Annotated in this window: 17 protein-coding genes; 14 read left to right on the top strand and 3 right to left on the bottom strand. The window is 67.2% G+C overall.

The window, feature by feature from the left end; genetic code table 11:
* The first annotated feature begins 212 nt into the window (after window positions 1–212).
* The 14 genes from CFP71_RS36410 (at window position 213) to truA (ending at window position 10132) form a co-directional block, all read left to right on the top strand.
* A complete protein-coding gene (locus CFP71_RS36410) occupies window positions 213–983 on the top strand; it encodes a hypothetical protein (RefSeq protein WP_244199968.1) in 771 nt (256 codons plus the stop codon).
* A gap of 46 nt (window positions 984–1029) precedes the next feature.
* Window positions 1030–1662 carry a LysE family translocator gene (locus CFP71_RS36405; protein ID WP_093938474.1) on the top strand — a complete coding sequence of 211 codons (633 nt, stop codon included), beginning with the start codon at window positions 1030–1032 and terminating at the stop codon, window positions 1660–1662.
* A gap of 309 nt (window positions 1663–1971) precedes the next feature.
* A complete protein-coding gene (gene secY / locus CFP71_RS36400) occupies window positions 1972–3279 on the top strand; it encodes a preprotein translocase subunit SecY (RefSeq protein WP_093938496.1) in 1308 nt (435 codons plus the stop codon).
* Window positions 3276–3830 (top strand): adenylate kinase, encoded by a 555-nt coding sequence (locus CFP71_RS36395; protein ID WP_005166801.1) that lies wholly within the window; start codon window positions 3276–3278, stop codon window positions 3828–3830. The genes secY and CFP71_RS36395 overlap by 4 nt, the downstream gene beginning before the upstream one ends.
* A gap of 44 nt (window positions 3831–3874) precedes the next feature.
* On the top strand, window positions 3875–4651 hold the full coding sequence (map, locus tag CFP71_RS36390; RefSeq protein ID WP_093938473.1) for a type I methionyl aminopeptidase: 777 nt from the start codon (window positions 3875–3877) through the stop codon (window positions 4649–4651).
* 539 nt (window positions 4652–5190) lie between these two features.
* On the top strand, window positions 5191–5412 hold the full coding sequence (gene infA / locus CFP71_RS36385) for a translation initiation factor IF-1 (protein WP_005166804.1): 222 nt from the start codon (window positions 5191–5193) through the stop codon (window positions 5410–5412).
* A gap of 36 nt (window positions 5413–5448) precedes the next feature.
* On the top strand, window positions 5449–5562 hold the full coding sequence (gene rpmJ, locus CFP71_RS36380) for a 50S ribosomal protein L36 (RefSeq protein WP_004558882.1): 114 nt from the start codon (window positions 5449–5451) through the stop codon (window positions 5560–5562).
* Between the two features lie 205 nt (window positions 5563–5767).
* Window positions 5768–6148, top strand: coding sequence for a 30S ribosomal protein S13 (gene rpsM / locus CFP71_RS36375; RefSeq protein WP_005166805.1), 381 nt, complete (start codon window positions 5768–5770; stop codon window positions 6146–6148).
* Window positions 6145–6330, top strand: coding sequence for a hypothetical protein (locus tag CFP71_RS36370; RefSeq protein ID WP_005166807.1), 186 nt, complete (start codon window positions 6145–6147; stop codon window positions 6328–6330). The genes rpsM and CFP71_RS36370 overlap by 4 nt, the downstream gene beginning before the upstream one ends.
* Window positions 6331–6348: 18 nt before the next feature.
* Window positions 6349–6756 carry a 30S ribosomal protein S11 gene (gene rpsK / locus CFP71_RS36365; protein ID WP_004558885.1) on the top strand — a complete coding sequence of 136 codons (408 nt, stop codon included), beginning with the start codon at window positions 6349–6351 and terminating at the stop codon, window positions 6754–6756.
* Between the two features lie 23 nt (window positions 6757–6779).
* Entirely contained in the window at window positions 6780–7385 is a 606-nt protein-coding gene (rpsD, locus tag CFP71_RS36360; RefSeq protein ID WP_005166810.1) for a 30S ribosomal protein S4, read from the top strand.
* 127 nt (window positions 7386–7512) lie between these two features.
* Window positions 7513–8586: a DNA-directed RNA polymerase subunit alpha gene (locus tag CFP71_RS36355; protein ID WP_005166811.1), complete on the top strand. Its 1074-nt coding sequence runs from the start codon at window positions 7513–7515 to the stop codon at window positions 8584–8586.
* 75 nt (window positions 8587–8661) lie between these two features.
* Window positions 8662–9225 carry a 50S ribosomal protein L17 gene (rplQ, locus tag CFP71_RS36350; RefSeq protein ID WP_044855725.1) on the top strand — a complete coding sequence of 188 codons (564 nt, stop codon included), beginning with the start codon at window positions 8662–8664 and terminating at the stop codon, window positions 9223–9225.
* A gap of 73 nt (window positions 9226–9298) precedes the next feature.
* The gene (gene truA, locus CFP71_RS36345) at window positions 9299–10132 is read left to right on the top strand and encodes a tRNA pseudouridine(38-40) synthase TruA (RefSeq protein ID WP_093938495.1); all 834 of its coding nucleotides are present in this window, start codon (window positions 9299–9301) and stop codon (window positions 10130–10132) included.
* On the opposite strand, the gene CFP71_RS36340 is transcribed toward truA, so the two are convergent.
* The 3 genes from CFP71_RS36340 to eccE all read right to left on the bottom strand — a co-directional run bounded on the left by CFP71_RS36340 (window position 10102) and on the right by eccE (window position 13218).
* Entirely contained in the window at window positions 10102–11061 is a 960-nt protein-coding gene (locus CFP71_RS36340) for an endonuclease domain-containing protein (RefSeq protein ID WP_093938472.1), read from the bottom strand. The genes truA and CFP71_RS36340 overlap by 31 nt on opposite strands.
* A 256-nt stretch (window positions 11062–11317) precedes the next feature.
* Window positions 11318–12040, bottom strand: a complete 723-nt coding sequence (locus CFP71_RS36335; RefSeq protein WP_093938471.1) for a hypothetical protein — start codon at window positions 12038–12040, stop codon at window positions 11318–11320.
* Entirely contained in the window at window positions 12037–13218 is a 1182-nt protein-coding gene (gene eccE, locus CFP71_RS36330) for a type VII secretion protein EccE (protein ID WP_167406395.1), read from the bottom strand. Before eccE ends, CFP71_RS36335 begins: the two co-directional genes overlap by 4 nt.
* Window positions 13219–13375 lie beyond the last annotated feature (157 nt).

The raw sequence follows: 13375 nt of genomic DNA, 5'->3' as shown, positions 1-13375 counted from the left end.
GCTCCGCTCCGCCCGACTTGCGTTTAGCCCCCTAATCGCGATCTGGGGTCTGGAGAGCGCTCCCGGCGTCGAGATCGCGTTTAGGGGGCTAAACGCGCTCCGCCGGTCGCCAGGGTGCCTGCGGGCCGGATCGCGATTAGGGGGCTAAACGCAGGTCGGCCACCGGCGCCGCGAGCGTGGCGCATGGGCACCTGAGCTGGGAGGATCAAGAGGTGGCGATACCTCCCGGGCAGGATTCGCAGCCCTTCCAGCAGCAGTCGGATGCCCCGCCGATGGTCGTATCCGTTTCGGGTCCCATGGATCCCCCGGGAGAATCACGCCGGTCCGGTCGCCTTGAGCCTCGCAGGCTCGTCGCGGCGGGGCTGTCCGTCCTGGCTCTCGTGCTGACCCTCGTCGGCTGCTTCTTCCCGCTCTTCAGGACCGATCATCGGTTCGCCTTCGACACCAGCGAACAGAACATGCTCGTGTTCGTGCAGAGCGCGTGGGACACGATCGTGGAACAGCCCCGCCAACCTGCCTTCAAGACGTCGACGTCACCTGTCGGTATCCCGCTCTTGATCGCAGCGACGCTCCTGCTGTCGGCCGCGATCGTCAGCACGCGGCTGGCGGGGCGTCATCGCCCAGGAGCTTCGGACAGGTGGGTCACCACCATCGCGGCGGTGTTTCTCGCCGGGGTCGTCAGCTGCGTCGCCACGCTAGGGGCCGGAAGCCAACTAGGAGATGACGTCAAGGCGACCCTGACTCTCGAAGCGGGTATGTGGGCGCTTCTAGCCGCGGTCGTCGCCGCTGTCGCTGCGGCCGTCATGAGCCATCGCGTCGAGGAGGACGAGTCGCCGATGAGCGCAGACCCGGGTCTCGCGGACATGCCCACTCCGAAGGACGGCGTCTCCATCACGGTGCTTCCGCCGGAGCCGCAGCCCGGGCCGCCGGACTATTCGGCCTTCGCGCCCCCTCCGGATCCCGGCGCGAAGGAGCGCGATTAGCCCGCTAAACGCGCTCTCTCGTATCGGGGCGCGGAGGAGGTGGCCGATGACTTGGGCGATGGTCTTTTTCGGAGCGGCGGTGCTCGTGGCTTTTACGCCAGGGGCGAACAACCTGCTCGGCCTGCATCACGGCATGACACAGGGCGTGTGGAAAGGGCTCGCCGGCCTGTTAGGCCGATTGGCGGCATTCACGGTCCTGATCGCGGCAGTCGCGGCGGGGCTCGGGCAACTCCTCGCGGCCTCGGAGCTTGCACTCACGGTGATCAAATGGGCGGGTGTCACCTACCTGGTCTGGATCGGCGGGCGGCTGCTTTGGTCGACGTTCCGCGCCGAACGAACCGCACTGGTCCAGATGTCGCGAAACGCCGAATCCCTACCGGCGCCGCGGATCGCCAGGAAGGAGTTCGTCGTCGCGATCACGAACCCGAAGGCGATCCTCATCTTCACGGCCTTCGTGCCGCAGTTCATCGACGCAGCTCACGGCTCATTTCCCACTCAGATCGCGATTCTCGGGGCCATCTACCTGCTCGCCGAGTTCGTCGCGGGCGCGACCTACGTCGGAGTCGGCGCACTCGTGAGGTCGCTCCGGTTGTCTCGTCGAGCGACTCGCAACGTCGACCGCGGCACCGGTGTCGTACTCCTCGGCATGGCGGGCACCCTCGCCGCTTCGAACTCCTGATCACGGTGCGTTTAGCGGGCTAATCGCGATCTGATGGGGTCCGGAAAGCAGGGAACGACAGGGCGATCTGTCAAGGTTCCGGAGCGAGATACACAAGTCGATCAACCTCACGGACCAACCTTCGTCCGGAAAACCCACACGCACTGCGGACACGCCCTGTGAAGCTGTTAGAGTCGGCCGCACGCTTCGGGACGAGTGTGCCCCGAAGCGTTCCTGGCTTGTGCCAGAAAGCTGTGTGTTCCCGCCGGCCCCAGGTCGGCCAAGCCGATCGTCGGTAAGACAGCCGACGACGCCGAGGAGGTCTCCCGCGTGCTCAGCGCCTTCCGCTCGGCTCTCGCGACGCCGGATCTACGTAAGAAGATCCTGTTCACGCTAGCCATCGTCGCGGTCTACCGAATCGGTGCCACCATCCCGGCCCCGGGCATCTCGTACTCCGCCGTCCAGAAATGTACGGAGACTGGGTCGCAGGAGGGCGTCTATCAGCTGCTGAACCTGTTCAGCGGCGGTGCGCTGCTGCAGCTGTCACTGTTCTCGACCGGCATCATGCCGTACATCACGGCGAGCATCATCGTCCAGCTCCTCACCGTGGTCATCCCGCGGTTCGAGGAGCTGAAGAAGGAAGGCCAGTCCGGTCAGGGCAAGCTGACGCAGTACACCCGGTACCTGACGATCGCCCTCGCGGTCCTGCAGGCCACCGGTGTGGTGGCGCTCGCCGACCGCAAGCAGCTCTTCCCGCAGTGCGACACCGCGATCATCCCGGACAACAGCGTCTACACGCTGGCCATCATCGTCATCACGATGACCGCCGGTACCGCCGTCATGATGTGGCTGGGTGAGCTGATCACCGAGCGCGGCGTCGGCAACGGCATGTCCGTCCTCATCTTCCTGAACATCGCGGCCCGCATCCCGATCGAGGGTGGCAACATCCTCAGCAGCGCGGGTGGCGTCGTCTTCGCCTTGATCTGCGTGTTCGGCCTGGTGATCATCGCCAGCGTCATCTTCGTCGAGCAGGGCCAGCGCCGGATCCCGGTGCAGTACGCCAAGCGCATGATCGGCCGCCGCATGTACGGCGGGACCTCGACCTACCTGCCGATCAAGGTGAACCAGGCCGGTGTCATCCCGGTCATCTTCGCCTCGTCGCTGCTCTACCTGCCGGACCTGATCAGCCGCCTCGTCGGCGACGCCAACAGCAACTCCGGCTGGCAGGTCTTCATTCAGAACTACATCGTCAACCAGTCCAGCTGGGCGCACGTCCTGCTGTACTTCGCGTTGATCATCTTCTTCACGTACTTCTACATCACGATCACGTTCAACGTGGACGAGCGTGCGGAAGAGATGAAGAAGTTCGGTGGCTTCATCCCGGGTATCCGTCCGGGACGCCCCACCGCGGAGTACCTCAGCTACGTCCTCGGCCGGATCACCCTGCCGGGCTCGCTGTACCTGGGCATCATCGCGATCCTTCCGAACTTCTTCCTGTCCGTCACCGGCAGCGGGAACAACCAGAACTTCCCGTTCGGTGGCACGGCTGTGCTGATCATGGTCGGTGTCGGTCTCGACACCGTGAAGCAGATCGAAAGCCAGCTGATGCAACGTAACTACGAAGGGTTCTTGAAGTGACGCGCCTGGTTCTCGTTGGCCCTCCTGGCGCGGGCAAAGGTACTCAGGCGGTAGCACTGTCGGAGAAGCTCCGGATCCCGCACATCTCGACCGGCGACCTGTTCCGCGCCCACGTGGGCGAGCAGACGCCGCTGGGCCAGGAAGCCAAGCGCTACCTGGACTCCGGCGAACTCGTGCCCGACTCGGTCACGAACGAGATGGTGCGTGAGCGCCTCGCCGAACCCGACGCCAAGGTCGGCTTCCTGCTGGACGGGTTCCCCCGGAACACCAAGCAGGCCGACGTCCTCGGTGAGATCCTCGGCGAGGTCGACACCGAGCTGAACGCGGTCATCCAGCTCCAGGTCTCGGAAGACGTCGTCGTCGAGCGGCTGCTGTCCCGCGGCCGCTCGGACGACACCGAAGAGGTCATCCGTCGTCGCCAGCAGATCTACGTGTCCGAGACGGCTCCGCTGCTCGAGTACTACGCGGACATCCTGGTCACGGTCGACGGCGTCGGCTCGGTCGACGAGATCTCCGCCCGCGTGCTGGAAGCGCTGCGCGACCGCACGTGAACCTCGGAGGACTGCGTGTACTGCAACGGCTTCGTCGTGGGCGCATGATCGAAATCAAGACGCCGGGTGAGCTCCAGGCGATGCGGGCCGCGGGCCTGGTCGTCTGGCGCACCCTCACCGCGGTGCGCGAGATCGCCAAGCCGGGTGTCACCACGGCCGACCTCGACGAACTCGCCGAGCAGACGATCCGCGACGCCGGCGCGGTGCCCTCGTTCAAGGGATACCACGGCTTCCCGGCGTCGATCTGCGCTTCGGTGAACGAGCAGATCGTCCACGGCATCCCGTCGAAGACGCAGGTCCTGAACGACGGCGACATCATCTCCGTCGACTGCGGCGCGATCCTCGACGGCTGGCACGGCGATTCCGCGGTCACCCTCGCGATCGGCGAGGTGTCGAAGGCCGATCTCGCGCTTTCCGCGGCCACCGAGGCCGCCATGTGGGCGGGGATCGCCGCGGTGTCGTCCGGTGGGCGGCTCACGGACATCTCGTACGCCGTGCAGACCGCGGCCGAGAAGGCCGGCCAGGACGACGGCGTCGAATACGGGATGATCGTCGAATACGGCGGCCACGGGATCGGGCGCCAGATGCACATGGACCCGTTCCTGCCGAACCTCGGGAAGCCCGGCAAGGGCCCGCGGCTCAAGACCGGGATGGCGCTCGCGATCGAGCCCATGCTGACCGGTGGCGGTGGCGAGACCGTCGAGCTCGAGGACGGGTGGACCGTCGTGACCGCGGACGGCTCGCGCGCCGCGCACTGGGAGCACACAGTCGCCATCACCGATGACGGCCCGTGGGTCCTGACCGCCCCCGAAGACTCCTGACCCTCTCGCCTCCCCCGGATCGCGTTTAGCCCGCTAAACGCAAGTGCGCCCGGACCTGCGTTTAGCCCCCTAATCGCGATCGCCGGAGCGCGTTTAGCCCGCTAAAGGCGAACGCGCCGGGGAGCGCGATTAGCCCGCTAAACGCAAGTCCGTCGGCCGGTCGGTGCAGTGCCCGGGCCCGCCGATGAGACCCCCGCCCGCTGCCCCCATTGGGCGCACCCCGCCCGCCGAGTGCACCAGGGCCCCCGCCCGGCAGAGCGCGTTTAGCCCGCTAAACGCAGGTCGGCGGAGGCGTACGATGGTGGAGGTCGCTTCCAGCGGGCTAAGGGGTCACCTAACACAGTCACCCCCCGTTTGGGGCTCACGACACGGGTTGCGTACACTGTCAAGTCGGTGTACTCATCGCGCCCGGATCCTGCGCGCTCGTGAATTCTCGCGAACGGACATTGGACCCGGGGAGGAGTGTGCCGAAGCACCACCCAGCCAAGCACTCAAGCTTTGACTGATCACACAGTGTAGCGACAGGAAATGCGGAGGACATGGGCAAGAAAGACGGGGCCATCGAGGTCGAAGGCCGCGTAGTCGAGCCGCTCCCCAACGCGATGTTCCGCGTCGAGTTGGAGAACGGCCACAAGGTCCTTGCACACATCAGCGGCAAGATGCGGCAGCACTACATCCGCATCCTGCCCGAGGACAGGGTTGTCGTGGAGCTCTCGCCCTACGACTTGTCTCGTGGTCGCATCGTCTACCGCTACAAGTGATCACGACGAGTTAGCACAAGCAGGAGAGCAGGAGACGTGAAGGTTCAGCCGAGCGTCAAGAAGATCTGCGACAAGTGCAAGGTGATCCGCCGTCACGGCCGGATCATGGTGATCTGCGAGAACCTGCGGCACAAGCAGCGGCAGGGCTGATCACTCGCACTCGTACAGAGTGGATTGACGGCTACACAATCTCCCCGCACCTGCCGGGCCGTGCGAACGGCCCGGTTCACCCCCGGACTTCAGGCCGGGGCCGGGACACCCGAAGCGCAAGCCAAGGGCACGACAGGCGAGTCGGTCCCGGGACCGGACGGGGAGCAGACCTGGAGATGAATTCTATGAAGGAGCATCAACGCCAATGGCACGACTCGCTGGCGTAGACCTCCCCCGCGAAAAGCGGTTGGAGATCGCGCTGACCTACATCTACGGCATCGGCCGTACCCGCTCGAAGCAGCTCATCGCGGCTGCCGAGCTCAACGCGGACACTCGCGTCAAGGATCTGAGCGATGACGACCTCGCCAAGCTGCGGGTCTACATCGAGGAGAACTTCAAGGTCGAGGGTGACCTTCGCCGTGAGGTGAACGCCGACATCCGTCGGAAGATCGAGATCGGGTGCTACGAGGGCCTTCGCTGGCGTCGCGGACTTCCCGTCCGTGGTCAGCGCACCAAGACCAACGCACGCACCCGCAAGGGTCCGAAGAAGACGGTCGCCGGCAAGAAGAAGGCTGGCAAGAAGTGAGCGTCCAGGGCAAGAAGGTCGTGCGCATGGGCGGCGTTCACCGCCGCGGCTCGGCTTGTGTCTCGCCCAAGGCGCTCTACGCCCGCCCGATGGCGCTCCGCAACCTGTACACCGACGCCGGTTCGATCATCCGGCGCGGACAGGCCGAAGCGGTCGCCGCTCACCAAGAGAACGCGCGCTAACAGGAGAACCCTCAGAACATGCCACCGAAGTCTCGTACTGCGGCGGGGGCCAAGAAGGTCCGCCGTAAGGAAAAGAAGAATGTCGCGCACGGTCACGCGCACATCAAGAGCACCTTCAACAACACCATCGTCTCGATCACGGACCCGACCGGTGCCGTGATCGCGTGGGCGTCGAGTGGTCACGTGGGCTTCAAGGGCTCGCGTAAGTCCACCCCGTTCGCCGCGCAGATGGCCGCCGAGAACGCCGCCCGCAAGGCTGCCGAACACGGCATGAAGAAGGTCGACGTTTTCGTGAAGGGCCCGGGTTCGGGCCGCGAGACGGCGATCCGCTCGCTGCAGGCGGCCGGCCTCGAGGTCGGCACCATCCAGGACGTGACCCCGCAGCCTCACAACGGCTGCCGCCCGCCCAAGCGGCGCCGGGTCTGAGGAACGGGGAGGAGTAAGAAGAAATGGCTCGTTACACCGGCCCCGCGACGCGTATTTCGCGTCGCCTCAAGGTTGACCTCATCGGCGGCGACCAGGCTTTCGAGCGTCGCCCCTACCCGCCGGGCCAGCACGGCCGCGGGCGCATCAAGGAGTCCGAGTACCTCCTGCAGTCGCAGGAGAAGCAGAAGGCTCGCTACACCTACGGCGTTCTCGAGCGTCAGTTCGTCCGGTACTACAAGGAAGCCGTCCGGCGTCCGGGCAAGACCGGTGAGAACCTGCTGCAGATCCTCGAGTCCCGTCTGGACAACGTGATCTACCGCGCCGGCATCGCCCGCACCCGCCGTCAGGCGCGTCAGCTGGTGAGCCACGGCCACTTCGTGGTCAATGGCGTCAAGGTCAACGTCCCGTCCTACCAGGTCACGAAGTGGGACATCATCGACGTGCGGCCGAAGTCGTTCGCGATGCTGCCCTTCGTCGCTGCCAAGGAGTCGTTCGGCGAGCGTCCCGTTCCCGCGTGGCTCCAGGTTGTTCCGTCCAACCTCCGTGTGCTGGTCCACCAGCTCCCGGAGCGCGCTCAGATCGATGTTCCGGTCCAGGAACAGCTGATCGTCGAGCTCTACTCGAAGTGATCCATCACCGGGCCGGGGTCTCCCCGGCCCGGTGTGGGTTCGCGCGGCGGCGCTCAGAATGCGCCGTCGCGTCGCCATCCCTTTCGGTGTCATATGGCGGGCGCCGTTTGGAAAGGAATTAGGAAAGATGCTGATTTCCCAGCGACCGGCTCTCGGCGAAGAGACGGTCAACGAGACCCGCTCCCGGTTCACCATCGAACCGCTGGAGCCCGGCTTCGGCTACACGCTCGGCAACTCGCTGCGGCGCACGCTGCTGTCGTCCATTCCGGGCGCGGCCGTGACGAGCATCCGCATCGACGGCGTGCTGCACGAGTTCACCACCGTCCCCGGGGTGAAGGAAGACGTCACCGACATCATCCTGAACCTCAAGGAGCTCGTGGTGTCCTCGGAAGAGGACGAGCCGGTCACCATGTACCTGCGTAAGCAGGGCCCCGGTGAGGTCACCGCTGCCGACATCGTGCCCCCGGCCGGTGTCACCGTGCACAACCCGGATCTGCACATCGCGTCGCTGAACGGCAAGGGCAAGCTCGAGATCGAGCTCGTCGTCGAGCGCGGCCGCGGTTACGTTCCGGCCCTGCAGAACAAGCAGGCGGGCGCGGAGATCGGCCGGATCCCGGTCGACTCCATCTACTCCCCGGTGCTGAAGGTGACCTACAAGGTCGAGGCGACCCGTGTCGAGCAGCGCACCGACTTCGACAAGCTGATCCTGGACGTGGAGACGAAGCCGTCGATCACGCCGAGGGACGCTGTCGCGTCGGCCGGTAAGACGCTGGTGGAACTGTTCGGTCTCGCGCGCGAGCTGAACGTCGACGCCGAAGGCATCGAGATCGGCCCGTCGCCGCAGGAGGCGGACACCATCGCCGCCTACGCGATGCCGATCGAGGACCTGGACCTCACCGTCCGGTCGTACAACTGCCTCAAGCGCGAGGGCATCCACACCGTCGGCGAACTGGTCTCGCGCAGCGAGGCCGACCTGCTGGACATCCGCAACTTCGGTGCGAAGTCGATCGACGAGGTCAAGCTCAAGCTCGTCGGTCTCGGCCTCGCGCTGAAGGACAGCCCGCCCGGGTTCGACCCGACCGCGGCCGCGGCCAGCTACGACGGTGAAGGCTGGTCCGAGGGCGTCGACAGCATCACGGACGGAATTTCGGACAACGGCCACGACGATGGCCAGGACTACGCAGAGACGGAGCAGCTGTAAGGCCAGCTACGGCTCCCTCACCGGTAGGGGTGGGGGAGCCCCGGCCTCCAGCTGTGAGCTGAACGAGGAGAACCGATGCCCACCCCCACAAAGGGACCCCGTCTCGGCGGGTCGCCCGCGCACGAGCGGCTGATCCTGGCCAACCTGGCCACCCAGCTGTTCGAGCACGGCAAGATCACGACGACCGAGGCGAAGGCCCGGCGGGTGCGCCCGCTGGCCGAGAAGCTGATCACGAAGGCGAAGCGGGGCGACCTGCACAACCGTCGTCAGATCCAGCGCATCGTGCGCGACAAGGACGTCGTGCACAAGCTGATCGCCGAGATCGGTCCGTTCTTCGCGGAGCGTCCGGGTGGCTACACCCGGATCACCAAGACGATGGCGCGCAAGGGCGACAACGCCCCCATGGCCGTCATCGAGCTGGTGGCCGAGAAGACCGTCACCGCCGAGGCCGAGGCCGCGCGCAAGACGAAGTTCGCCAAGGACGAGCCGAAGGCTGCCGCCCCGGCCGCCGAGGAGACCACCGACGCCCCTGAGGCTGCCGACACGGCCGCCACCGAGGCTCCGGAGACCACCGAGGCTCCCGCCGCCGACGAGGCCGCTGAGGCCCCCGCCGCGGACGCGGACAGCAAGAAGGACTGACGTCCTGACGGCACCGAACACCCCGGACGAGCCCGCCACTCCCACTGCGGAGGGCGGGCTCGTTCGTCTGCGCCTGGATGTTTCCTACGACGGCACCGATTTCTCCGGCTGGGCGCGGCAGCCCGGACGGCGCACGGTGCAGGGGGTCCTCGAAGAGGCGCTCGCGAAGCAGCCTCCGGGAGCCTCTGTCCCGAAGTCCGTCGTCGTCGCTGGCCGCACCGATGCCGGTGTGCACGCCGCCGGCCAGGTGGTCCACGTCGACGCGTCGCCTTTAGCGGGCAAAACGCGATCCGGCCGTCTGGAACTGGACGAGCAGGGCATCCCTGACCTGGGGCGGATGCGCCATCGCTGGAATCGGTACCTGCCGGGCGATGTACGGGTGCTGGACGCACGGGTGGCAGCGCCCGGGTTCGACGCGCGGTTCTCGGCCGTGCGGCGTCACTATCGCTACCGCGTTTCGGACGCGCCGTGGGGTGTGGATCCGTTGAGGCGCCACGACACCCTGGCCTGGGGGCGGCCGCTCTCGATCGACGCGATGAACGAGGCGTCGGAGTCTCTCTTGGGACTTCAGGACTTCGCGGCCTTCTGTAAGCAGCGCGAAGGCGGGACGACTATCCGCGAGCTTCAGAAGCTCGTCTGGAGGCGGACCGGACCGCACGCTGTCGAGGTCGACGTCTCCGCTGACGCGTTCTGCCACTCGATGGTGCGCAGCCTCGTGGGGGCCCTGCTCTTGGTCGGTGACGGCCGTCGATCCTCGGATTGGCCCGGTGGCGTTCTGGAGAGCCGGACACGGGACAGCGCTGTCGCTCCCGCACACGGCCTGACGCTGATGGCAGTCGAGTACCCGCCGGACACCGAACTCGCGGCACGTGTCGATCAAACGCGCGCCATGCGCACCCCCTCCTGACCCGGCCGCGGCACAGTTAGCGGGCTAAACGCGCCGCGTCGGGCACGCCAGACGGCCTCGACGATGCCTTTGAAGTCGTTCGCTAGATCCTCCGCGGTGACGATGACGAAGCGCCAGCCCTCGGCTTCCGCGCGTCTTCGGCGTTTGCGATCGTGGGCGCGTTGTTCTGCTGTGTTGTGCCATCGGCCGTCGTATTCGATGGCGACCTTGTACTCCTTGTCTCCAAGGTCGATACGGGCGATGAAGCCGCCTGAGCGGGAGAAGATCTCGACCTGAGGTGTCGCCGCGATTCCGCCGGCGGCCAGCACGATGCGGACTTCCGATTCCGGCGGCGATTCCGCGCGTGGATCGGACAGCCGTAAGGCGTGTCTGGCCAAGCGGATTCCTCGATTGCGGCGCCCGTAGAACTCGCTGTTGAGATGCAGATCGGTCAGTCTCTCGGCTCGCATGAACTGGTCCAGATCCGGGACGCCGATGCGGAGCCGTCGCACCCATCCTGATTTGCGAGGAGAAAGCCGGAGCAGCAGATCCAGCGCGATCCGGGTCTTACGCGCGATACGAATGCCATTCCACGGCTTCGATTCCTCGGGTTTTATCTCGGTGCGCCGAACCTTGATGCCGACTATCGGGCCGAAGCGTTGTTTCTCCGGTACGACCATCTCGACCGGATCATTGGGCCTGGCCAGCTCGACGCCTTGGACGGTCGCGGCCGAGCGCCCGGTCAATACGGCTTCCGGAGGCGCGAGCAGCGCCGCGCCACGACAACGCAGCTCGTGTGTGACCTCCACGTCAGCGCGCGTGTAGACGTCCTGGAACAGCCTTCGGACGCTGGAACCACGCAGCTGGCTGGCCGTGATGAGGCCTGCCTTGCGCGCGACCGAGCCGCGGAAGACGTCGGGGAGATGGGATGAATCGAGAGGCTTGGTCATGCCGACACAGTGATCGACAAGACCGACATCACCAGGCGATCACCGGCCTCTCAGGGCCTACTTATCCACAACCCCCGGCCTATCCACAGCCCGCGCGATTGCCCCTTGACACCCAAACCCCAGCCCCGCTCCCCGCGCCAGGTCGACTTTAGCCCCCTAATCGCGACGCGGGGCCGGACGCAAAACGGGGGCACTGTCCGATGTGGACAATGCCCCCGCAGAGCACGATTAGCCCGCTAAAGTCGACGCGGCCGGGTTAGTCGCCGCGGCGTACCGGGCCCAGGAGCTGTTGCTCTTTCGCCGTGGTGACCAGGCGAAGCGGGCGCCAGAGGTTCCGGCCCAAAGCGACGACCTGGTCGTCCTTCAACGTCGTGAGCTGCTTCATCATCTGCGGCGGGAGCCGCCAGATCCGCGCGGCAAGTTCGGCCTGCCCCGGCGGGAGCCGCTGCATCAGCACTAGGTCGGCCGCGTTCGCGGTCGCCCCGGCCTGCGGGTGCAGGTACGGCAGCACGTAGACCGTCGTCTGCCACGGCGAACGCGGCGGGAACAGGTCCTGCGGCGTCGGGCCGCCGTCGGTCACCACCAGCAGCGGCGCGTCCTCGGACGGGCGCGGGAGATCCACCGGCGACAGCCGCCGGATCTGCACCAGTGGCGAAGGCCTGCCGTTGGGCTGATTTCCCGCTGCCTGCGGGAGAACCTGCCACGCGGCCGGGCGACCGGTCGCCACGACGACCCACGCCCCGACAGCCATCGCCCGCAGCGCGACCTGGCGAGCCAGGTACAGGCCACCCACCAGCACGATCCGGGTCGGCGTCGAGCGCAGCGCGGAGATCGTCAGCGGCTCACCCTTGAGCCCGGAGCCGAGGACGATCCCGCCCCGGTCGCCGGACGGGCTGATCGCGTCGAGCATCGCCGGGTCGACGGTGAATTCCGGGGCGACACCGGCGCTCTGGCCGGCGTCGCGCATACGGGTGCTCATGCGGTGCCTCCGATCGGCAAGGTCGCGGAGAACCCGGAGATCTGCATGCCCCGCAACGGCGTCAGCGCCACCCCCAGCTTGTCCGAGACGCTTTGCAGCCGCTGGTCGGCGGCGTCCAGTTCACGCGGGTTCCGCGCGCTCAGGCGAACGATTCCCCGCAGGCCGATCTTGCCCTCGTCCGCGGACGGGGAGATCGACATCGCCACCGTCGCCGACAGCGCGCGGACACTGGTCAGCGCGTTCAGGCTGCCGCTGATCTTGCCCTTCGGCCAGCTGGTGATCGCGTAGCTCGCGTGCCCGATGCCCGCCGCGGTGACGCCGGTCCAGCGCTCCTGCAGACCGACTTTCGCGGGCGAACCGGCGACCGCGGTGAGTTCCGCGGCCGAAATGCTGGACCGCAGCAGCTCGTCCGGATCGAGCGGCCGGGTCGGCACGCCCTGCGACTCCAAGGCGTTGCGGACCCGCGACAACGCGCCGATCAGCGCTCGATGCGCACCGACGACGCCGCCGCCACGTTCGCGGATGGCGGCCGGGCACCGGCGCGGGTCGAGCCGGATGGCGACCCAGGTCGTCCGGCGCGCGGCCGCGGGGAGCGGGCCGAGCACCTCCATGTACGAGCTGAGCGCCGGTGAGTCCGACGGAAGCGCGGCGCTGCCCGGGTAGCAGTGCCAGATCATCTGGATCGAGTCGAGGACCACACCGCGGTCCTCGAGGCACGGGGCGAGCGCGGACAGCGGCAGGCTCGGCGCGCCACCGGCCTGGGTGATCAGCGCGGGCGCGGGCTCGACGAGCAGGACCGCGGTCCACGTCCCGTCATTCCACGCGAGGCCGACCTGCTGGCGTTCGTGGTCCACACCGTGCGCGACGACGAGATCGGGAACGGCGAGCCGGAGCAGGTTCACCCGGGCGTCGTCGGGGCCGGTGACGGCGTCCTCTTCGGCGGCGAGCGTTTCGATGCTGCTCGGCGGAAGCGGATTCGCCACGCGATCATGCGAACGGAACGTGTACCGCAGCGTGAGGCCGGCCCATTGGGTGAACCAGCGGCCGCCCCAGCGCAGGAACGCGACGATGATCGCGAAGCCGAGTACGCCGATCGCGATCCACTTCAGCTTCATGTCGATCGCGAGCAGGACGAGGCCGATCGCGAGCCCGAGTTCGAGCACGACCAGGTTCGCCACGGGCAGCGGGCCGAGGTTGATCCCGCCGGTCCGGCGCCGCGTGGGCGCCGCGATCCGTGCCGCCGGAGCGGGCGGAGGGCCGGACTGCGGACCGGGGCCACCGGACGGAGGACCGCCGGGGCCGCCTGGCCCACCGGGGCCTCCTGGCCCACCAGGT

Source organism: Amycolatopsis thailandensis (genome assembly GCF_002234405.1).
Taxonomy (GTDB): Bacteria; Actinomycetota; Actinomycetes; order Mycobacteriales; family Pseudonocardiaceae; genus Amycolatopsis; species Amycolatopsis thailandensis.
This window is presented reverse-complemented; position numbering and strand designations above follow the sequence as displayed.

Coding starts and splice junctions, on each gene's coding strand:
- CFP71_RS36405 (WP_093938474.1), top strand. CDS start 1,030: ATGACTTGGGCGATGGTCTTTTTCGGAGCGGCGGTGCTCGTGGCTTTT.
- map (WP_093938473.1), top strand. CDS start 3,875: ATGATCGAAATCAAGACGCCGGGTGAGCTCCAGGCGATGCGGGCCGCG.
- infA (WP_005166804.1), top strand. CDS start 5,191: ATGGGCAAGAAAGACGGGGCCATCGAGGTCGAAGGCCGCGTAGTCGAG.
- rpsM (WP_005166805.1), top strand. CDS start 5,768: ATGGCACGACTCGCTGGCGTAGACCTCCCCCGCGAAAAGCGGTTGGAG.
- rpsK (WP_004558885.1), top strand. CDS start 6,349: ATGCCACCGAAGTCTCGTACTGCGGCGGGGGCCAAGAAGGTCCGCCGT.
- rpsD (WP_005166810.1), top strand. CDS start 6,780: ATGGCTCGTTACACCGGCCCCGCGACGCGTATTTCGCGTCGCCTCAAG.
- CFP71_RS36355 (WP_005166811.1), top strand. CDS start 7,513: ATGCTGATTTCCCAGCGACCGGCTCTCGGCGAAGAGACGGTCAACGAG.
- rplQ (WP_044855725.1), top strand. CDS start 8,662: ATGCCCACCCCCACAAAGGGACCCCGTCTCGGCGGGTCGCCCGCGCAC.
- CFP71_RS36340 (WP_093938472.1), bottom strand. CDS start 11,061: ATGACCAAGCCTCTCGATTCATCCCATCTCCCCGACGTCTTCCGCGGC.
- CFP71_RS36335 (WP_093938471.1), bottom strand. CDS start 12,040: ATGAGCACCCGTATGCGCGACGCCGGCCAGAGCGCCGGTGTCGCCCCG.